This is a genomic window from Serratia sp. YWN4 (genome assembly GCF_055790845.1).
The window spans coordinates 3,100,165-3,119,801 of record NZ_CM147696.1; the positions used below are offsets into that span (position 1 = coordinate 3,100,165).

20 protein-coding genes are annotated in these 19,637 nt (G+C 51.5%); 9 read left to right on the top strand and 11 right to left on the bottom strand.

The genetic code is table 11. The annotated features are described in order from the left end of the window. Window positions 1-2: 2 nt before the first annotated feature. Complete coding sequence (copC, locus tag ACX9GT_RS14740; RefSeq protein ID WP_473187487.1) at window positions 3-386, bottom strand: copper homeostasis periplasmic binding protein CopC; 384 nt, start codon at window positions 384-386, stop codon at window positions 3-5. 268 nt (window positions 387-654) lie between these two features. Then, window positions 655-1,173 carry a non-heme ferritin gene (gene ftnA / locus ACX9GT_RS14745; protein WP_473187488.1) on the bottom strand — a complete coding sequence of 173 codons (519 nt, stop codon included), beginning with the start codon at window positions 1,171-1,173 and terminating at the stop codon, window positions 655-657. A 340-nt stretch (window positions 1,174-1,513) separates the two neighbouring features. On the opposite strand from ftnA, the gene ACX9GT_RS14750 reads away from it, so the two are divergent. Then, the gene (locus tag ACX9GT_RS14750; protein ID WP_473187489.1) at window positions 1,514-1,744 is read left to right on the top strand and encodes a DNA polymerase III subunit theta; all 231 of its coding nucleotides are present in this window, start codon (window positions 1,514-1,516) and stop codon (window positions 1,742-1,744) included. A 34-nt stretch (window positions 1,745-1,778) separates the two neighbouring features. Here ACX9GT_RS14750 and pip read toward each other — a convergent pair whose 3' ends face one another. Together pip and dksA are read right to left on the bottom strand one after the other, a co-directional pair. Then, entirely contained in the window at window positions 1,779-2,732 is a 954-nt protein-coding gene (gene pip / locus ACX9GT_RS14755) for a prolyl aminopeptidase (RefSeq protein ID WP_473187490.1), read from the bottom strand. A gap of 110 nt (window positions 2,733-2,842) precedes the next feature. Further along, window positions 2,843-3,280 carry an RNA polymerase-binding protein DksA gene (gene dksA / locus ACX9GT_RS14760; RefSeq protein WP_473187491.1) on the bottom strand — a complete coding sequence of 146 codons (438 nt, stop codon included), beginning with the start codon at window positions 3,278-3,280 and terminating at the stop codon, window positions 2,843-2,845. A gap of 403 nt (window positions 3,281-3,683) precedes the next feature. Here dksA and exoX point away from each other — a divergent pair, with 403 nt between their 5' ends. Beyond that, entirely contained in the window at window positions 3,684-4,352 is a 669-nt protein-coding gene (gene exoX / locus ACX9GT_RS14765) for an exodeoxyribonuclease X (protein WP_473187492.1), read from the top strand. A gap of 33 nt (window positions 4,353-4,385) precedes the next feature. On the opposite strand, the gene ACX9GT_RS14770 is transcribed toward exoX, so the two are convergent. From ACX9GT_RS14770 to dbpA, 5 genes are all read right to left on the bottom strand, one after another. Continuing rightward, a complete protein-coding gene (locus tag ACX9GT_RS14770; RefSeq protein ID WP_473187493.1) occupies window positions 4,386-6,419 on the bottom strand; it encodes a S9 family peptidase in 2,034 nt (677 codons plus the stop codon). A gap of 71 nt (window positions 6,420-6,490) precedes the next feature. After that, window positions 6,491-7,144, bottom strand: a complete 654-nt coding sequence (locus tag ACX9GT_RS14775; protein WP_473187494.1) for a tellurite resistance TerB family protein — start codon at window positions 7,142-7,144, stop codon at window positions 6,491-6,493. 152 nt (window positions 7,145-7,296) lie between these two features. Then, window positions 7,297-7,605 (bottom strand): N(4)-acetylcytidine aminohydrolase, encoded by a 309-nt coding sequence (yqfB, locus tag ACX9GT_RS14780; RefSeq protein WP_473187495.1) that lies wholly within the window; start codon window positions 7,603-7,605, stop codon window positions 7,297-7,299. Window positions 7,606-7,630: 25 nt separating this feature from the next. Continuing rightward, a complete protein-coding gene (locus tag ACX9GT_RS14785) occupies window positions 7,631-7,960 on the bottom strand; it encodes a YebG family protein (protein WP_473187496.1) in 330 nt (109 codons plus the stop codon). Window positions 7,961-8,045: 85 nt separating this feature from the next. Continuing rightward, the gene (dbpA, locus tag ACX9GT_RS14790) at window positions 8,046-9,428 is read right to left on the bottom strand and encodes an ATP-dependent RNA helicase DbpA (protein ID WP_473187497.1); all 1,383 of its coding nucleotides are present in this window, start codon (window positions 9,426-9,428) and stop codon (window positions 8,046-8,048) included. A gap of 220 nt (window positions 9,429-9,648) precedes the next feature. Between dbpA and purT the strand changes: the two genes are divergently transcribed. Beyond that, on the top strand, window positions 9,649-10,827 hold the full coding sequence (gene purT, locus ACX9GT_RS14795) for a formate-dependent phosphoribosylglycinamide formyltransferase (protein WP_473187498.1): 1,179 nt from the start codon (window positions 9,649-9,651) through the stop codon (window positions 10,825-10,827). Between the two features lie 36 nt (window positions 10,828-10,863). Here the strand turns inward: purT and ACX9GT_RS14800 are convergent, their stop codons facing one another. Both ACX9GT_RS14800 and ACX9GT_RS14805 read right to left on the bottom strand, forming a co-directional pair. Beyond that, the gene (locus tag ACX9GT_RS14800) at window positions 10,864-11,103 is read right to left on the bottom strand and encodes a YoaH family protein (protein ID WP_473187499.1); all 240 of its coding nucleotides are present in this window, start codon (window positions 11,101-11,103) and stop codon (window positions 10,864-10,866) included. A 63-nt stretch (window positions 11,104-11,166) separates the two neighbouring features. Beyond that, window positions 11,167-12,174, bottom strand: a complete 1,008-nt coding sequence (locus ACX9GT_RS14805; RefSeq protein ID WP_473187500.1) for a glycosyltransferase — start codon at window positions 12,172-12,174, stop codon at window positions 11,167-11,169. A 433-nt stretch (window positions 12,175-12,607) separates the two neighbouring features. On the opposite strand from ACX9GT_RS14805, the gene pabB reads away from it, so the two are divergent. From pabB to ACX9GT_RS14835, 6 genes are all read left to right on the top strand, one after another. Further along, window positions 12,608-13,981, top strand: a complete 1,374-nt coding sequence (gene pabB, locus ACX9GT_RS14810; protein ID WP_473187501.1) for an aminodeoxychorismate synthase component 1 — start codon at window positions 12,608-12,610, stop codon at window positions 13,979-13,981. Continuing rightward, on the top strand, window positions 13,978-14,556 hold the full coding sequence (locus ACX9GT_RS14815; RefSeq protein ID WP_473187502.1) for a CoA pyrophosphatase: 579 nt from the start codon (window positions 13,978-13,980) through the stop codon (window positions 14,554-14,556). Before pabB ends, ACX9GT_RS14815 begins: the two co-directional genes overlap by 4 nt. A 308-nt stretch (window positions 14,557-14,864) precedes the next feature. Then, a complete protein-coding gene (gene sdaA / locus ACX9GT_RS14820) occupies window positions 14,865-16,229 on the top strand; it encodes an L-serine ammonia-lyase (protein WP_473187503.1) in 1,365 nt (454 codons plus the stop codon). A gap of 152 nt (window positions 16,230-16,381) precedes the next feature. Beyond that, window positions 16,382-17,035, top strand: coding sequence for a hypothetical protein (locus tag ACX9GT_RS14825; RefSeq protein ID WP_473187504.1), 654 nt, complete (start codon window positions 16,382-16,384; stop codon window positions 17,033-17,035). Between the two features lie 245 nt (window positions 17,036-17,280). After that, window positions 17,281-17,763, top strand: coding sequence for an Hcp family type VI secretion system effector (locus ACX9GT_RS14830; protein WP_473187505.1), 483 nt, complete (start codon window positions 17,281-17,283; stop codon window positions 17,761-17,763). 275 nt (window positions 17,764-18,038) lie between these two features. Then, window positions 18,039-19,637 (top strand): EAL domain-containing protein, encoded by a 1,599-nt coding sequence (locus tag ACX9GT_RS14835; protein WP_473187506.1) that lies wholly within the window; start codon window positions 18,039-18,041, stop codon window positions 19,635-19,637.

The following is a 19,637-nucleotide window of genomic DNA, read 5'->3' on the forward strand; positions in this document are numbered from 1 at the left end:
GGTCAGTTTACGGTAAAGCTATACTGGCCTTTGGTTTTGTGGCCATCGACTGAAACAACATGCCAACTGACATTATATTTCCCCGCCGCCAGTTCCGCTTCAATCGGTACGTTGATCTGCATGCTGTTATTCGGCTCCAGGCTCAGCTTGCCGGTTTTCACTGCCTTATGATCGGGGCCGGTCACTTTCACACCGCTGAAATTTGGTTCGATACCTTCAGAAAAATTCAGCGTCAACATTTTCGGCGCCGAGCTGGTAGTGGTATCTGCCGCAGGAGTCTGCATTTTAAGGTGGGCATGCGCCAGAGCCTGCTGGGAAGAAAGCCCGACAAATAGCACGAAAATGGTAGAAAGCAGGCGATAGGATGAACGAATTTTAGCGAACACAGAGGAGTCCCTTTTATCATAATGAAGGTGATAAGGGGCTGGCCGTTAACCGGAGCGATGTTTCCGCAGCCTCACCCCACCACAATGATTATGCTGCGGTTTGGGCAACACATCGCGTTGAATAATAACGGTGGTGAATCAACAAGTCGAGTACATCACTGGTATTTTACTGTTTCGTAGCACGTATCGCTGAAAAACCATGATAAACACAGGGTATAAAAAACCGCGTGCTGTGAAGAACAGAACACGCGGTTTTTCAGAAACTATCTCAAGCCTGGCCGTTGCCGCCTGCAGACCCTGTGCCCATTTTCTTCAAATCTTTATCCACGAAGAACAGTGCCTTGCCGCTGTTGCCCACCAGCGCCAGTTTATCCAGCACGGATTTGAACAGTTTTTCTTCTTCGTGCTGCTCAGCAACATACCACTGCAGGAAGTGGAAAGTGGAGTAATCGCGGGTGGTCATTGCCACATGTGCCAACTCATTGATTGCACGTGTGATCAGTTGTTCGTGTTCGTAGGTCTGTTGGAAAACGTCAGCCAACGATTCAAACTCTACCGGCGGTGCCGCAATGCTGCCCAACAAAGGTAAGGCACCGGTGTCACTGAGGTAATCAAACAGGCGTTGCATGTGCTGCATCTCTTCCTGAGAATGCTCTTTCAGGAACCCAGCGGCACCCTCAAAGCCTTTATCGCTACACCAGGCGCTCATCTGCAAGTACAGATTTGCAGAATATAATTCCAGGTTAAGTTGTTCATTCAGCTTTTTTATCATTTCTTGCGCTAGCATGATGATTCCTTTTATTTTTCCAGAAGGTGAAATTGATTCGTTTGCATTATGCCCTGATTGAATAAAAATAAAAACCCTTGATTCACCCCGTTTTATTATGGAAATTATTTATATTTTTCATAGCATTGAATACCCACTCAGAGTTATAGGGAAATATCATAAGAGTGCTTCTAAATTTATATCTAGCGGTAAAGCGAATAGTTATTATTTAATGAAAATTTAATCTATTCCACGCCACTGAAAATAAAATAGCGGTTTATGCCTGCTTCAGGCTTGCCAAGTGACCAAGGGTGAATTACCTTCTGCGCTGATTCGATGCAACAACCTGAAGGAAAATACCATGGGTTACAATCTGGCAGAGCTTGCCAAAGATGAGATGGACAAAGTGAACGTTGATCTCGCCGCCTCCGGTGTGGCGTTTAAAGAACGCTACAACATGCCGGTGATCCCTGAAATGGTAGAGCGTGAACAACCCACACATCTGCGAGATTACTTCCGTGAACGTGTGGCGCATTATCGCGCTGAATCGCACAAGTTCTCCCGTCTGCCGTATGAGCCTAAAGTGAAGTAGAAAAGCCTGCCGATATAGCAGGCTTCCTGGTCAGTTACTTGCCAGCAAAGCGATCGGTTGCCAGCATCAAATGGTGCAGAATACCCGGTTCATCCGTCGAATGCCCTGCTCCTTCGACAATATGCAGTTCAACTTCGGGCCAGGCTTTCGCCAGATCCCAGGCATTCTGTACCTGGCAGGCCATATCATAGCGGCCATGAACAATGATCGCCGGGATATGGCGGATCAACGGTACGTTTTTCAGCAGTTGGTCATCACTGTCGAGAAATCCCAGATGAGTAAAATAGTGATTTTCAATACGGGCGAAGGCCAGCGCAAAATTATCTTCACCGAAAGCAGCCGACGCACTGTTCGGCAAAAGCGTCACGGTTTCGCCTTCCCACACGCTCCACAGCTTAGCGGCTTCGAGCTGTACCTGTAGATCTGGCGACGTCAAACGCTGGCGATAAGCAGCGATAACGTCTTTGCGCTCTTCTTCTGACAGAATAGACAACACGCATTCCCATTTATCGGGGAAGAAACGTGAGGCACCATCCTGGTAATACCAACTGATTTCCTGCTTGCGCAGCGTGAATATGCCACGCAACACCATCTCACTGACGGATTGCGGATGCGTTTGAGCATATGCCAGCGCCAGTGTGGATCCCCAAGAGCCGCCGAACACCAGCCATTGCTCCACGCCAATCATCTTCCGCAACCGTTCGATATCCGCGACCAGATGCCAGGTGGTGTTATTGTCCAGGCTGGCGTGGGGCTTGGAACGGCCACAACCGCGCTGATCGAACAGCAGCACCTTATAGCGCTCAGGGTCGAACAACTGCCGGTGGTAGGGAGCAATCCCACCACCAGGGCCACCGTGGATAAATACGGCAGGTTTACCGTTTGGATTGCCACTCAATTCCCAGTAGATCCGGTGACCATCCCCGGTGTCCAGCCAACCGCTATCATAGGCTGCTAATGGCGGATACAAACCTCGTAATTGTTCCATGGCGCTTCCGTCTCTGCGAGTCATTCATTCATCAAAGCCGAAGCCGCGCATCTGGTCAACGTTAAAACGAGAAAATACTTAGTTACACCAATATATTAGCGAGAGTTTGCTTAAAATGACGTCGATTTACTCTTGCGCAAATGCGGTTCACGCATTTCCTGTGCCGTTTTAGCCTCAATGCCCAATTCCGCCGTCGGGCGTAATAATAAGCGCCTTAACCCGATAGGTTCCCCTGTTTCCAGGCAGTAGCCGTAGTCACCATTTTCCAGCCGCGCCAATGCCGCAGTCATCTTCGGTAACAGACGGCTTTCTCGATCCAACTGACGGAACAGCAATCGCAGGTCTTCCTCACGCGCGGCCTTGTCAGCTTCATCGCCGCTCACATCACCGCTATCGATATCTCGCTTCAACTCGTCAATGTGCTGCCAGAGTTTTTGTTGTTCTTCCAGCAAACGCTGACGGAAAAACGCCCGCTGCTCAGCATTCATATAATCAGATTCTGGCATCGCTAGCAGTTGCTGCTCGCTTAACAGCGTCATTACTGTCATGGAAATCTCCGATATACATTTTTGTTATATTGTAACAGTTTTAGCTCATGGAATGTTAATAATTAATAATCAGTGGATTAACAATGCGTTAATGCCAGTTCGCTCTTTGTTGCTTGCATATGGTTGCCGTTAGGGGGTTAATAGACTGGCAACCCACCCAACCATAGGTAACTGAGAGGCCATAATGAGTAAGGGAATGGATAGCAAGAAAAATGCGAAGAAGAAGCCGTTAAAAACCCCAGCAGAAAAACGTGCCGGTAAGCGTGCCAAGAAAGATCAACCCTCTGGTGAGTAAGCGTACTTCCAACCGTAGTTAAACCCGCCGAGGCGGGTTTTTTGTTGTCTGAAAACACCCGTGTCACGTATCGTTAAGCTAAAACAACAGACTGTCACCGAGAAGAACATGAGCTTACGTGTAATAGATACCGAAACCTGCGGGTTGGATGGCGGCGTGGTAGAAGTGGCCTCTGTCGATGTGATCGATGGGCGCATCACCAACCCGATGAGCGACTTAATCAGCCCCGATCGGCCGATTGGCCTGGATGCCATGGCGATTCATCACATCACCGAACAGATGGTGGAAGGCAAGCCACGCATCGCGGTGGCGATTGGTCGCTATCAGGGCAGTGAATATTATGTGGCGCACAATGCGGCGTTTGATCGCGGGGTATTGCCAGAAATGCACGGTGCCTGGATCTGTACCGTCAAGCTGGCGCGAACGCTCTACCCGGACATCAAATATGGCAATCAATATCTGCGCTATGCCTTGAATCTGGATGTCCAACTGCCGCAGGACACCACGCTCTACCCACATCGTGCGCTGTATGACTGCTACGTGACCGCCGCGCTGCTGCAACGCATTATGCGGGATTCCGGCTGGACCCCAGAGCAGATGGTGCAGATCACCGAGCAACCGGTGTTGCTGAAAAAATTCAAATTCGGCAAATATCGCGGACAAGAGATTGAACGCGTAGCGCAGGACGACCCTGGTTATCTGCGTTGGATGCTGAAATCCATCGACGATCTCAGCCCGGATATGAAGCATACGTTGAAGTATTATCTGATCGGCTAACAGCGCGGGCCACTTACGCCGCCCGCGTTTTCACTACTCGGCCAGCGAAAGAATAAACGCATACTCCAGCGCAATATCCTCGTAGGCTTTAAAACGGCCAGACTTGCCACCGTGACCTGCATCCATATCGGTATGCAGCAGCAACTGATGATCGTCAGTCTTCAGTTCACGCAGCTTCGCCACCCACTTGGCGGGCTCCCAGTATTGCACCTGTGAGTCATGCAATCCGGTGGTCACCAGCATATGCGGGTAATCCTGCGTTTTCACCTGATCGTAAGGGCTGTACTGCTTGATATAGTCGTAGTAGGCCTTGTCGTTCGGGTTGCCCCATTCGTCATACTCGCCGGTCGTCAACGGGATCGACTCATCCAGCATGGTGGTGACCACATCCACAAACGGCACCTGCGCGACCACGCCGTGGTACAACTGCGGTGCCTGATTGATGATGGCTCCCATCAATAACCCCCCCGCACTGCCGCCCATGGCGAACACGCGTTGGTTATCGCCATAGCCTTGTGCCACCAACGTTTCGGTCACGTCGATAAAGTCGTTGAAAGTATTCTGCTTTTTAAGCAATTTACCGTCTTCATACCACAGTTGGCCCAGTTCGGCGCCGCCGCGAATGTGTGCCAGAGCGAAAATAAAACCACGATCCAGCAGGCTGAGGCGGCTGGCGCTGAACGCCGGATCCATGCTGCTGCCGTAAGAACCATAAGCGTAAACCAATAACGGATTCGCGCCCTGAGCAAAACGATCGGGACGGTAAACCAGCGATACCGGTACTTCAACGCCGTCACGCGCCTTCACCCATACCCGCTCGCTGCGATAATCTTCCGCAGTGAAGTTTTTCACTTCCTGCTGCTTGAGTTGCACGCGTTCACCGCTGTCCAGATTCAACTCATACAGCGTGCTGGGGGTTGTCATAGAGGAGTAGCCATACCGCAGCAGGGCAGTTTCTGGTTGCGGGTTGTACGCCAGCCAGGTGACATAGGTCGGATCGTCAAAAGCAATGCTCTTGTCTTCTCCAGTGCGCCAATGGATTTGGCGCAACTGCGTCAGGCCAGCAATGCGTTCTTCTACCACCAGCCAGTCGCGGAACAGACTGAATCCCTCCAGCATCACCTCGGCTCGGGGCGCGATCAGCACCTGCCATTGCGCTTCATCGGCTTGCCCGCTCTGATAAAGACCAAAGTTCTTACCATCTTTGTTAGAACGAATATAGAAATGCTGATGGTAGTGATCGACGGCATATTCGTGATCTTTACGGCGTGGTACAAACATCTGCGGGGTACTGCTGGCATTATCCGCATCCAACAGCAAAATTTCCGATGTCGTGGTGCTGCTGAGATGGATCAGGATAAAGCGTTCTGAGGTGGTTTTTTCCAGGCTGACGTAGAAAGTATCATCCTGTTCTTCATACACCAGCACATCCTGCTGCGGATCGCTGCCAACCACGTGCCGATAGACCTGATACGGCAGCAGCGTTTTAGCATGTTTGCGCACGTAATAGACGGTAGATGAGTCGTTCACCCACTCAAAATTGCCGGACGTGTTTTCCAGCACTTCTTCAAGCCAGCTATCATCATCCAGGTTCTTGAAACGAATGTCGTATTGACGACGTGACAGGAAATCTTCCGCCACCGCCAAGCGCTGGTTGTCTGGACTCACCTCCAACCCGCCCAACGTGTAAAATTCGTGCCCTTCGGCCCGCAGATTACCGTCGATCAAAGTGCTCCACTGTTCGCTTGCCGCTTCTGGCTGGCGTACATAGAGCGCGTATTCATTGCCGGGCTCGTAGCGGGTCTGATAACGGAAACCGCGCTTAACGTAAGGCACGGAGTGTTCCTGCTGCGGGATACGCGCCACCATTTCCTGATACAGCGTTTCGCGCAGCGCCTGCTGCGGCTTCAACTGTGCATCAGTGTAGGCATTTTCTGCCTGCAAATAGTCCAATACCTGGGGATCTGTGCGCTCGTCATCACGCAACCAGTAATAGTCATCTACACGCGTGTCACCGTGAGTGGTGATCGGATAAGGACGTTTTTCTGCCTTAGGGGGTGTCATCATTGCTAAATCATCCGCTTACCTTGATTAAGGCAAGAGTGACACGATCCCCCCCGGATTAACAAGCCGCAGGGCTACGCCAGATCGCGTTTTTTCTCATGAACGTCATTCTCGATGCCCTGCTTGACGTCAGCCGGGATTTTCAACGATTGTGCCAACGCATCAAGATAACTGCGCTCCATAAAGTGATCGACATCAATCACCATACAGCTCAGGTAATACACTTCTAACGCTTCGTCTTCATTTTTCACACTTTGCGCGATCAGATCCGGGTTCAGCGGTTGGTCGATGGCTTGCTGCACCCAGCTTTGAGCTTCATCACCCACTTGCAATTGCTCCAGGCTATGGTCGATGGCCTGCTTTTCTTCTGCGTCAATATGGCCATCACTTTTAGCGGCAAACACCAACGCCTGTACCAGCCGTTTGGCACGCAAATCCGCTGGCGTACTCTGCAAGCCAAACTGCGTTTCTTCCTGGTGTGTTTCTTTGACGCGCTGTTTGTATTTGTTCCACAGCACGGCTCCTAACGCGGCACTGCCACCGATAATCAACGCGTTTTTACCAAATTTACCCACCATTTTGCGGGAGGATTTGTTGGCTAATAGAACGCCTACCAGGCCACCCAGCGCGGTCGGGGCCAGTAATTTACCAATGCCTTCCGTGCCGCCCATTGAGCTGGCTTTGTCACCCAGCATCGATTGAATCTGTTGCATCCAGTTATTTTTCATCGTCTACCTCTGAACAGGTGAATTTCAGGCGTGCAGGCACTTTCATGCCAGATCGCCGATCAATCTTCAGATTAGGGGATTATTTGTCAGTAAATGTATGAAAGATGCAAATTTGTGTCGCAGAGCCATTAAATACTCAGCCAGGCAAGGAATTAACGTTTCCTGAAGGCAATCACAAACAGCTCATCCAGCCCTGGATAGATCTGTTTGATCACCTGTTTCAACTCGCTGAGCGTCATATTCTCCTGCCGAGCATGCGCTTCAGTCAACGCCCCTAGACGTATCGGCGTGACCGACTGCACTTCAATAAAGCAGAAAAATACGCCGTCTTCATTACGGCTCACGCGCAGCACCTCACCGGGGTGGAAGTGGGATTCACTGGCATCCCGAATGGTGATGGTTTTGCGCCCGGCCATAATGTCTTGCTCAAAGCGGCTGAAGAAGGTTATTTCACGGTTCATACCGTTCCTTGTTCATCACGGCTGATTATGCAGCCTGCTGTTCTGGCTCGGAGGCTGGTTCTTCTTGCAAGATAGCGACCGGTTTTTCACTTTTGGCTTTAGCCGGTTTTTTCACTGTTTCCTGTGGTGCAGCACCACGCAGAATCTGCGCTAACGCGTCTTTATGCTCTGCCAGGAAGAAGCTCAACCCTTCACGCTGTTCATCTTCAAGGGTAATCGGTGCCTGTTGCAGCCACTCACCGAGGCTGTCGGCCAGATCCAGCATTTTGTCGTAGGCATCGGCATCTTTCTTGTTAGCGAAAGTCATTTTTTCCTCACCGTTTCTTACTACTACATATTTCACTTCAACAGCCATGTGCGCATTCCTCAAAGGTTAGAATACTGTAATTTTATACAGTATAATATCATATCGAGCGGGAGCGCAAGCGCTCCGCCGTTTATTATTTCAACAGCCGCGCTTTGCAGCTTTTGCCTTTGATTTTGCCCTGCTGAAGCTGTTGCAGCGCCTTGCGTGCGCTGGCCTTGCGGATCGCCACATAGGCATGCACCGGGAACATATCAATTTTGCCCACATCCGCTGCCGTCAACCCAGCATCGCCGGTCAGCGCGCCGAGAATATCACCAGGGCGGATCTTCGCTTTACGGCCACCGTCGATACATAACGTGACCATTTCGGCCTCCAGCGAGGCATTTGACGCCCCACTCAGCTCTGAAACCGGCACCCAATTGGCGGTTATTTGCAGATACTCTTCGATCGCATGTACCCGCGCCATTTCCTGTGGCGTACACAGGCTGATGGCCAGCCCGCTCAAACCGGCACGGCCAGTACGGCCAATGCGGTGTACGTGTACTTCCGGGTCAAATGCCAATTCGTAGTTCACCACCAGTTCCAGATCTTTAATATCCAGACCACGGGCTGCGACGTCGGTCGCTACCAGAACTCGGCAACTGCGGTTGGCGAAACGTACCAATACCTGGTCGCGATCGCGCTGTTCCAGATCGCCATGCAATGCCAGCACGCTGATGCCGCGCGCTTCCAGCGCTTCAAACACGCTCTGGCAGTCGCGCTTGGTGTTACAAAACACCACGCAAGAAGCGGGTTGATAATGGCGGATCGCCGCCACCAGCACCGCTGGGCGTTGATCGCGCGTGGTTTCATAGAAACGCTGCTCGATGGTGGTGGGTTCATCCCCTTCATCCACTTCGACATTCAGCGGTTCACGCTGCACGCGCGCGCTGATGCGCTCAATGCCTGCCGGATAGGTGGCAGAAAACAGCAAGGTCTGGCGCTGCGGTGGCGTATAGCTGATCACGTCGTCGATATCATCGGCAAAGCCCATGTCCAGCATACGATCGGCTTCATCCAGCACCAACACCTTCAAATCATCCAGCACCAGCGTTTTTTTACGCAGATGCTCCTGAATGCGGCCCGGTGTCCCTACCACGATATGCGGCGCATGCACCAGTGAATCGAGCTGTGGCCCCACCGGTTGGCCGCCGCACAGGGTCAGGATTTTGATGTTCTGGGTGAAACGTGCCAAGCGGCGCAGCTCTTTGCTGACCTGATCGGCCAACTCACGCGTCGGGCACAGGATCAGCGCCTGGGCCGCCACCTGGGCAACGTTGATTTTATCCAGCAGACCGATACCGAACGCCGCCGTCTTGCCGCTGCCGGTTTTCGCTTTGGCACGAACGTCCAGCCCTTTCAGGATAGCGGGCAGCGCTGCGGCCTGTACCGGCGTCATTTCGGCATACCCCAGTTCGTTGAGGTTGGCCAACTGTTCGGCTGGCAGCGGCAGGGAAGAAAAGGAAACTGTGCTCACGGCAATAACTCTTATATAGCAAGTGGAAAGGCGGCGCGGCCCGCGGGCTGGCACCGAATCAGGCGCAGATGATAACAGAGTTAGTGTGGATTCCGGATTTCAGCGGTAAAAAAACTGCTGGCAGCGGCAGATTTCCGGGCCTTGTTATCTCACCCTCTGCACACGCAATCGTTTTCGTATATAATGCGCGCCTACTATCAGACCGTATTGGTACGAAACTATGTTGACAATTGGAACCGCTCTGCGCCCTTCTGCTACCCGCGTTATGCTGCTCGGCTCTGGCGAGTTGGGTAAAGAAGTTGCCATTGAATGCCAGCGTTTAGGGCTGGAAGTGATTGCTGTCGATCGGTACAAAGACGCTCCTGCCATGCATGTGGCCCATCGCAGCCATGTAATCAATATGCTGGATGGTCAGGCATTGAAAGCAATCATTGAGCTGGAGCGCCCCGATTACATCGTGCCGGAAATTGAAGCCATCGCCACCAGTATGCTGGTCGAGCTGGAACAGCAAGGGCACAACGTGGTGCCCTGTGCCGAAGCCACGCGCCTGACCATGAACCGCGAAGGCATCCGCCGCCTGGCGGCAGAAACCCTGGGTTTGCCAACCTCAAGTTATCGCTTTGCCGACAGCGAAGAGGGCTTCCGTGCGGCAGTGGCTGAAATTGGCTATCCGTGCATCATCAAGCCGGTAATGAGCTCGTCCGGCAAAGGGCAAAGCCTGATCCGCAGCGAGCAACAGCTTGGCAGCGCATGGGAATACGCCCAGCAAGGCGGCCGCGCCGGTGGTGGCCGGGTGATTGTGGAAGGATTGGTGAAATTTGATTTCGAGATCACCTTGCTGACCATCAATGCCGTTGATGGCATACACTTCTGTGCCCCGATCGGCCATCGTCAGGAGGACGGCGACTATCGTGAATCCTGGCAACCGCAGCAGATGTCTGAGTTGGCATTAAGCCGTGCGCAGGCGATTGCAGAAAACGTGGTTAACGCATTAGGGGGCTTTGGTTTATTTGGGGTTGAGCTGTTTGTCTGCGGTGACGAGGTCATTTTCAGTGAAGTGTCGCCACGCCCGCACGATACCGGCATGGTTACGCTGATCTCGCAGGATCTGTCCGAGTTCGCCCTGCATGTGCGTGCTTTTCTCGGGTTGCCGATTAGCGCCATCCGCCAGTTCGGGCCTTCGGCTTCTGCGGTGATCCTGCCGGAATTGAACAGCGAAAACCTGCGCTTCAGTGGGTTGGATCGGGCGTTAAGCGGCTATAATCAGGTGCGTTTGTTCGGCAAGCCGGACATCAGCGGCAAACGCCGCTTGGGGGTGGCACTGGCTACCGCAGCGGACGTTGATCAGGCGGTAGAATTGGCTAAACAGGCGGCCGCAGCAGTGGCCGTTCAAGGCTGATAACCTTGGGGTTCGGTACGCCGAACCCCGGCAATATCAATAATTTTCGTCGTCTTCCGCGTCGTCTTCCAAATACTCGGTCGGCTCTTCCTGCGGTTCTTCCTCTTCATCGTCGAACAGGGCAGTTACCCGATCCCCTTGATGCTTTTCACGGATTTCCTGTGCGACGCACGCGATGGCTTCACCACTGCTCATGCCCTGCTCCATCAGGTGATGGATACGTTCAGCAGCTTCCTGCTGTTCTTGATGGCTCAGTGACGGCATACCTGCAAGCATGTGTTTCTCCCCAGCAAAATGGACGTGGAGTATACGCCTTAAAGCCGTGGAACCCTACGCCTGTTATTCTGGAGCCTGCACCGGGCAACGGCGGTTGCACCGCCACTGTTTCAGGCGATGCCGCCACAGCATGACCTGCCATATCTGTTTGATGCCGCGCATGTTGGCGATCATGGCGTGATTAATACCACGCCGATAGAATTCTTCAGTGATCTGCTGCCGTGCCTGTAACTCAGGTTCACGGCGAATACTGTGGCAAATCCCCAGCGCTTCGCGAGTGATTTGCCAGTGAAATGCCGGGCAAAGCGGGATTTTCTGGCTATAACGTTGGTTCAGCGCCACCAGCATCTCGACGATCTGCATGTAATGACGCTGGTATTCAACGTTGGCCTGCCCGGTGCGGCGGCGGTTGCTAATCGACCGATCGTGAACCCGCTGGCGATACAGTGGCTTGCTGAGGTATTTCACCCGCTGGGCGTTAAACATCACTTCGGTAGTCCAGGGAATATCCTGGTGATGGAGGCCCGGCTCAAAATAGAGCTGATGCTGTCTGATAAAATCAAGACGGTAAACTGCCAGCCACACCACATGAATGAAGCGTCTGGATTTCAGCGCCTTTTCCAGCCATTGGTTGCCGCTGATGACCGCAGTGTCTTTCAACCGCTGTTGGGGAATGATCGGCTGCAACTCATCATTACTGGCGAAATAACGTTCGCCATTGCACTGCATCACATCTAATTGATGCTGTTCCGCCTGTGCAATCAGCGTTGAATACATTTCTGGCGCCAATACATCATCAGCATCAGGAAAGGCGACATATTTCCCACGCGCGACGGCCAATCCGGCGTTACGCGCACAGGATACGCCCGCATTCGCTTGATCGATCACACTAATATGCGAATGCTGAGCGGCATAACGGTGAGCAATATCACCTGAACCATCGGTAGAACCATCGTTCACAATAATCACTTCAAGCTGTTGTTCCTGCTGCGCAAGCAGAGACTCCAGAAAAGGGACGAACAACTCCCCGACATTATGCAGAGGGACAATGACACTCAGTTTTAATGACATACACGGCTCTTTGCTGGCAGAAGTAAAAGTGTTTAATTATTTTAATAAATTCAGGGTACTGCTTTGCTACAAGGTGATGAACTACAATACTGACCGGATGATTTTATTGATTATTTTTGGTATCCACAATCCATGTTCAGAATTAAATAATATCTCATCTCAGTAATATAAGAATAAAGAAATAGTAACCATTCGCAATTAATAATGGAGTATCATTATATATTCGCACGTTAGGATAACACTATGATCTCTATTTGCCAGCATCAAGGCCTCTTGCCTTTTCACATTCAGAAAAGGCGTAAAAGTCGCAAAAAACGCTTCGCTTACCCATAGTTTACTTTTCGTCTGGAGCCGCTGTGGGCTGCGCCAACGGGCAGAATATGGCAGAATAGCCAGCCGAAACCGTTCCTGTCAGCCAGGTCTATTGAAGCCCATGAGTGCAACCGCCCCAAACCTTAAATCTTTGCCCTATACCCGTGAATCACTGCTGGAGTTGTTCACTCCACTGGCGCAGCAACCTTGGGCTATGTTGCTGCACTCCGGGTTCGCCGAGCACTCCCATAATCGCTTCGATATTCTGGTTGCCGAGCCGCGCATCACTCTGACCACCCGAGGCTCAAACACCGAAATTTGCCATGGCGCTGAGAGCGATAGCTCATCAGAAGATCCGTTCCTGCTGCTGCAACAGCAACTGGAGGCGCTACACCTGCACCCGAAGCCGAATACGGACTTCCCCTTTCAGGGCGGTGCGTTGGGTTTGTTTGGTTACGATTTAGGACGACGCGTAGAAACACTGCCGCAGTTGGCTCAGGCAGATATTGCCCTGCCAGATATGGCGGTTGGCATTTATGACTGGGCGTTGATTGCCGATCATCAGCGGCAGACGCTGACGTTGCTCAGTTATGGCGATGTTGAACAGCGTTGGCGCTGGCTAAGCCAGCAGCAGACTCCGTCTTGTGTACCTTTTGCCCTGACCGGCAACTGGCAGGCGAATATGACGCGCCAGCAATACGGTGAGAAATTTCGCCGTATTCAGAACTACCTGCGCAGCGGTGACTGTTACCAAATCAATCTGGCACAGCGCTTTTCCGCGCCTTATCAAGGTGACGAATGGCAGGCTTTCCGCCAATTGAGCGCCAGCAACCGCGCCCCGTTTTCTGCTTTTCTGCGGCTACCGCAAAACAGCGTGTTGAGCGTTTCGCCGGAGCGTTTTCTGTGGCTGGAGAATCAACGGATCCAGACCCGGCCGATAAAAGGCACTCTGCCGCGTTTGGCCGATACAGCAGAGGATGCAGCACAGGCACTGAAACTGGCTAATTCAGCCAAGGATCGCGCTGAAAACCTGATGATTGTCGATCTGCTGCGCAATGATATTGGCCGCGTGGCGCAAGCGGGCAGCGTGCGCGTGCCCGAACTGTTTGTGGTTGAACCGTTCCCAGCGGTACATCATCTGGTCAGTACCATTACCGCCGTGCTCCCCACTACTACGCCAGCCACCGAACTGCTGCGTGCCTGCTTCCCTGGAGGTTCGATCACCGGTGCCCCCAAAGTGCGCGCCATGGCGATTATCGAAGAGCTGGAGCCACAGCGGCGTAATGCCTATTGTGGCAGCATTGGCTATATCAGCACCTGCGGCACCATGGATACCAATATCACTATCCGAACGCTGACTACCGAAAACGGCCGCATCTATTGTTCCGCAGGCGGTGGCATCGTTGCCGACAGCCAGGAGCAGGCGGAATATCAGGAAACCTTTGATAAGGTAGGCCGTATCTTGCCACAACTGGGGGAGTTTACCGTTTCGTGAAATATCAGGACCATTCGGCGTCGCTGGCCGCTTTCATCAGCCGTTTTCAACTGCAATTGCCACAGGCCGCGCAGATCTCCCACAACGTGCGCCCGGCCGCGGTGCTCATCCCGATTATCTGCCGGCCGGAGCCGACTTTGTTGCTCACCCGCCGCGCCGATTCACTGCGTAAACACGCAGGCCAGGTGGCGTTCCCCGGTGGCAAAACCGATGCCGAAGATGGCTCAGCGATCGTGACAGCCTTGCGGGAAGCACAGGAAGAAGTGGCGATCCCGCCGCAGGCGGTGCATGTTCTGGGGCAGTTGGCCCCGCTCGACAGCAGCACCGGTTTCCAAGTCACGCCGGTCATTGGCCTGCTACCGCCAGATATCGAATTCTATGCCAATGCCGAGGAAGTGGCGGAGGTGTTTGAAATGCCGCTGCACGAAGCGCTGACGCTATCACGCTATTACCCGCTGGATATTCACCGCAACGGCCATTCACATCGGCTCTACCTTTCCTGGTATCAAAGCCAGTTTGTTTGGGGGCTAACCGCCGCCATCATCCGTCGCCTGGCGCAGCAAGTAAGCATTTAAGGCCGCCGATTTCTGTGACTTATTTCACAATTTAGCGTTTGCCTCTTACCGTTTTCATCCGTAAAGCGATCGCTATCACTTCATGGCAATTTTTTTTCAACTACTGTTCAGCGCATCAATCTTTTAAAAAAACCGTAAATACTCTCTTAAGCCTTATGAAATACCTGTAAAATACCAGCGCTCGGAACAAACCACTATTATAATGAGGTTTAAGCTCCGTTGATGTAAAACCGGCCACCCAAGCCTGGTTTCCTGCGCAGCTTAGGCTGTTGCAGCCATAACAATATGCCTCTTTAAGGAGTTTTAGCGTGATTAGCGTTTTCGACATGTTTAAGATCGGCATCGGCCCGTCCAGCTCTCATACGGTTGGCCCAATGAAAGCCGGTAAACAGTTTGTCGACGATCTGGTAAACGAAGGCCTGATGCCTTCAGTCACGCGTGTTGCCGTTGATGTTTACGGCTCACTCTCATTGACCGGTAAAGGTCACCATACCGACATTGCCATTATTCTCGGCCTGGCGGGCAATATGCCAGCGACGGTCGATATCGACAGCATTCCCGGTTTTATTCGTGACGTTGAACAGCGTCAACGCCTGATGCTGGCCAGCGGCCTGCATGAAGTCGATTTCCCGCGCGACGGCGGCATGGTATTCCGCAGTGATAATCTGCCGCTGCACGAAAACGGTATGCAGATCCATGCCTTCACCGGAGATCAACAGGTTTACAGCAAAACCTATTATTCCCTCGGCGGTGGTTTCATCGTTGATGAAGAGCACTTCGGTAAAGCCGACAGCAGCGAAGTCAGCGTCCCCTATCCGTTCCATTCGGCCAGTGAAATGCTCGAACATTGCCACACCACCGGCCTTTCTCTGTCTGGCCTGATCATGCAGAACGAACTGGCGCTGCACAGCAAGCAGGAGATCGAAAGCTACTTTGGCAACGTTTGGCAAACCATGCGTGCCTGTATCGATCGTGGTCTGAATACCGAAGGGGTGCTGCCTGGGCCACTGCGCGTGCCGCGTCGTGCTTCGGCATTGCGCCGTATGTTGGTCTCTTCAGACAAGCTGTCCAACGATCCGATGAACGTGATCGATTGGGTGAACATGTTTGCGCTGGCGGTCAACGAAGAAAACGCCGCCGGTGGCCGAGTGGTCACGGCGCCTACCAATGGTGCCTGTGGTATCGTGCCCGCCGTGCTGGCCTATTACGATCACTTTATCGAATCCGTCAGCCCGGACATTTACATTCGCTATTTTATGTCCACCGGCGCTATCGGGACGCTGTATAAAATGAATGCGTCCATCTCTGGTGCCGAAGTGGGTTGCCAAGGGGAAGTGGGCGTTGCCTGCTCCATGGCCGCCGCAGGGCTGGCCGAACTGTTGGGCGGCAGCCCGGAACAGGTGTGCATTGCCGCTGAGATCGGCATGGAGCATAATCTGGGCCTGACCTGCGATCCTGTTGCTGGCCAGGTACAGGTGCCTTGCATTGAGCGCAACGCCATCGCTGCCGTGAAGGCCATCAATTCGGCACGCATGGCGCTGCGCCGCACCAGTGAGCCCCGCGTTTCACTGGATAAAGTGATCGAAACCATGTACGAAACCGGCAAAGACATGAACGCCAAATACCGTGAAACATCGCGCGGTGGTTTGGCGATCAAAGTCCAGTGTGATTAATTCGACCACCCCACAAAAAATGAACTCCCCCCATAAACTTATTAACCTACTGAATTAATAAGTTTATGGGTTATCAGGACTGCTCTAGACTTAAATTAACATTAATGATAAGTTATTTTCATTTTTGCTGGATATATGGAAAAGGAATTAGCATGAATGATATTGATGAAATAGCATTACGTATTGCAGATGTCATTATATCCCCTGAGACTGCGATTGGATTAATACATGGAATCATATCTATCCCAATTGATCTCGGCTATCTGGCATATGGATATTTAGATACTGAATCACATTACCCACATGAAACAGAAAGAATAAGAATAATGAGGGCTATAGATAGCGGGATTCTTAATTATGACCGCATCCTTGATGCTATACAGATAGTATTTAAACAATTTGATAAATACGTTTCAGAAAGGGAGCAAAATAAAATATATTCCAGCAGTGTGTCCTCATTGATTGGTCGCACCGCCACTAACTCCGTAATTTCATCCAGAATAGCAGCGGCCATCGCAGGACAGGCGAGTTTTTTTGTAGGGATACGAGGTGGTGCTATTGGTAATCTTTTACTGATAGGTGGAATGATGGAACGTTGCATCAGAACGTCTGAGCAACTGAAGTTAGATGAGCCGGAGGTTTATCAATTATTACGTAGCAAGGATTATGATTTGCTTTATTTTTTATTTGAACCTGCGCTCAAACCTTTTGTTGATGCCTTATCTGTAAAGCGAAGCCAGGGAGTGCCTGCATTTAACAAAATCCTGGAACTAGTCGAAGATAAGGTGAGTGGCCATCATGGATAATAAGACATCGTGGGTTAAGGAAAAAATAATAGGTAATGCCCTAAACATTCTTGGTGGACTCATAGGTGGTGCTGCTGTCTGGCTATCACTGTTTTTTATTTTCTATTTTGACACTTGGTCAGTAAGGGTTCTTTCCATTTTTACAATGTGGGTGTGTATCTATCTTATTGCTAAATTTTTTAACAGATTTTACCCAAGGCGAAATAAGCAGTAACTTAAATTAGCTCAATCTATAAGGATATAATATGTCAAACCCCGCTTATCTTTGGTTAGTTGATGAAAATGGCTCACCTATCGTCGGAGGTTCTTTAGTCTCTGGCAGAATTGGGGCCGTTGAATTAAGGTCAGTTAGCCATCATATGTCAATACCTACAGATGCACATACAGGCCGACTTACTGGCACAAGAGTGCACTCTCCATTTTCCATGCAAAAAGAATTCGATAAAACGACACCTATTTTATATCGTGCATTAAGTGAAGGGGTTACGCTAAAGTCTGCAACAATAAAAATGTATCGTGTTTTAGGTTCTGGCGTTGAAACAGAATATTTTAATATTATTTTAGAGAACGTTAAAGTAACGTCAATAGCGCCGAATTTACATCCAAGTGGGCAAACAGGAACGCACCTTGAAACTCTTCAGCTACGCTATGAATCCATTACATGGAAGTATTGTGATGGGAATATTATCTATAAAGATTCATGGAATAATCGCGCAACGGCGCAATGAAAGGCAATACGTGCCAGACCTGTTACAAGGCCAGGCCCTATAACAGAAACCCCGCAAAAAATCTCCGGCGGGGTTTTCCTTGGCGGCTGATAACCCCTTTCTTGCCTCTTATTCATCCTTCGGTTACCCCACGAACCTCCGTTTTGTTGCAGATACGCGCAGTAATTTGTTGAGCTACCATTAAGTTTCTACGTCGACAGACTAGAATTACCTCTTATTACAGAACTTAGGCTTAGAGTGACTTTCAGTTGTATCGCTGAACAAGGATTTACCTGATGTTGATGACCCAGCTTGCCGCATCGAAGTACCGCTATTACCGTTGGCTGCTCGCCAGTGCGGTTGGGTTGGTTATCTTATTGATCTCACTGAATATCCGTTATTATCAGGAAGTCCATCTCACTGAACAGAACCGGCAGGTTTTAACCACCCAAATCATCACCAAACTGAACAGGCTACTGCTACCGGCGCAGCAGCAGGCCGAACGCACCATGCCGCTGGTTGGGCAACTCTGTGAACCGATAATGCCGACGTTGCGTTTTCGGGCGGCTCAGAATCAGGCTCTGCGCTCGCTGCTTCTGGTTCAAAACGGTGATATTTATTGCTCGAGCCTGTTTGGCCCACGCCACTATGTGTTTTCGATTATCTTCCCTGAGATGAACAATGACGGTGTGCAGTTGGCTCTGCGCCCTTCTCTGGCGGTCGCCAAAGGCGTGCCGACGCTGGTGATGTGGACGCCGCTGGACAACAGCGCTACCAACGGCGTGCTGCACGTATTCAATATTGAACTGCTGGCCAATTTCCTGCTTGAACCGCAGGAGCCTTACGCTCATCGGGTGGTGCTTAACGTTGGTGATCGCAGCCTGATGTACGGTCAGCGCGAAATTATTCTCGGCAGCACACAGTCTGAAGGTCTGCAACATACGGCAAAATCAGATAAGTACCCCTTTTCTATTTCACTGTTTGGCCCTAGCGCCAGCACGCTGGCTCTGGCCGCCTTGCCGCGCCATATCCCGCTGGCACTGATGATCAGCCTGCTGGTCGCATACGTGGTGTATCTGATGACCGCCAACCGCATGAGCCTGTCTTACTACATCGGCCACGCCATTACTCACCGTGAATTCCGCGTTTACTGCCAGCCGATCATCAAGAGCGACAATGGCCGCTGCATCGGTGTCGAAACGCTGTTGCGCTGGAAAAATAAACGCCAGGGCTGGATTTCACCGGATGTGTTTATTCCCTTGGCCGAGCAACACGATCTGATCATCGTGCTCACCCGCTATCTGATGACCACCGTGGTGGAAAACCTGGGCCTATTCCCGCAGCGCCCCTCGTTTTATATCAGCATCAACGTCGCCGCCGAGCATTTCAACACAGTCAGTATTATTGATGATATTCGTCGCATCTGGTTACCGGCCAACCCGATGCCCTCAATGATGCTGGAGTTGACCGAGCGCACGGCGCTGTCGGAAATTCAGTATGAGCAAATTAAATCGCTCAAAGAGATGGGCATCATGCTGGCGATCGACGATTTCGGCACCGGTCACAGTTCACTGAGCTATCTGAAGAATTTGAGCCCGGACGTGTTGAAGATCGACCAAAGCTTTACCGCCGCTATCGGGACCGACGCGGTGAACGCCACCGTTACCGACACCATTATCACGCTGGCACAGCGCCTGAAGATCAAGATGGTTGCCGAAGGGGTAGAAACCGAGGAACAGGCCGATTATCTGCGCTCCCGTAACGTCAATGCGTTGCAGGGGTACTACTTTGCCAAGCCGATGCCAATCAAAGTGTTCCCAGTGTGGTTACAGCAATATGAAATCCGGCAGCAGGAAATGCGCCATAAACGGCCGGGGGAGAACCCTCCGGCCTGA

What these genes read in the sequence shown, in the direction of transcription:
- ftnA (WP_473187488.1), bottom strand. Translation starts at nt 1,173, where the DNA reads ATGCTAGCGCAAGAAATGATAAAAAAGCTGAATGAACAACTTAACCTG.
- ACX9GT_RS14750 (WP_473187489.1), top strand. Translation starts at nt 1,514, where the DNA reads ATGGGTTACAATCTGGCAGAGCTTGCCAAAGATGAGATGGACAAAGTG.
- pip (WP_473187490.1), bottom strand. Translation starts at nt 2,732, where the DNA reads ATGGAACAATTACGAGGTTTGTATCCGCCATTAGCAGCCTATGATAGC.
- dksA (WP_473187491.1), bottom strand. Translation starts at nt 3,280, where the DNA reads ATGACAGTAATGACGCTGTTAAGCGAGCAGCAACTGCTAGCGATGCCA.
- exoX (WP_473187492.1), top strand. Translation starts at nt 3,684, where the DNA reads ATGAGCTTACGTGTAATAGATACCGAAACCTGCGGGTTGGATGGCGGC.
- ACX9GT_RS14770 (WP_473187493.1), bottom strand. Translation starts at nt 6,419, where the DNA reads ATGATGACACCCCCTAAGGCAGAAAAACGTCCTTATCCGATCACCACT.
- ACX9GT_RS14775 (WP_473187494.1), bottom strand. Translation starts at nt 7,144, where the DNA reads ATGAAAAATAACTGGATGCAACAGATTCAATCGATGCTGGGTGACAAA.
- yqfB (WP_473187495.1), bottom strand. Translation starts at nt 7,605, where the DNA reads ATGAACCGTGAAATAACCTTCTTCAGCCGCTTTGAGCAAGACATTATG.
- ACX9GT_RS14785 (WP_473187496.1), bottom strand. Translation starts at nt 7,960, where the DNA reads ATGGCTGTTGAAGTGAAATATGTAGTAGTAAGAAACGGTGAGGAAAAA.
- purT (WP_473187498.1), top strand. Translation starts at nt 9,649, where the DNA reads ATGTTGACAATTGGAACCGCTCTGCGCCCTTCTGCTACCCGCGTTATG.
- ACX9GT_RS14800 (WP_473187499.1), bottom strand. Translation starts at nt 11,103, where the DNA reads ATGCTTGCAGGTATGCCGTCACTGAGCCATCAAGAACAGCAGGAAGCT.
- ACX9GT_RS14805 (WP_473187500.1), bottom strand. Translation starts at nt 12,174, where the DNA reads ATGTCATTAAAACTGAGTGTCATTGTCCCTCTGCATAATGTCGGGGAG.
- pabB (WP_473187501.1), top strand. Translation starts at nt 12,608, where the DNA reads ATGAGTGCAACCGCCCCAAACCTTAAATCTTTGCCCTATACCCGTGAA.
- ACX9GT_RS14825 (WP_473187504.1), top strand. Translation starts at nt 16,382, where the DNA reads ATGAATGATATTGATGAAATAGCATTACGTATTGCAGATGTCATTATA.
- ACX9GT_RS14830 (WP_473187505.1), top strand. Translation starts at nt 17,281, where the DNA reads ATGTCAAACCCCGCTTATCTTTGGTTAGTTGATGAAAATGGCTCACCT.
- ACX9GT_RS14835 (WP_473187506.1), top strand. Translation starts at nt 18,039, where the DNA reads ATGTTGATGACCCAGCTTGCCGCATCGAAGTACCGCTATTACCGTTGG.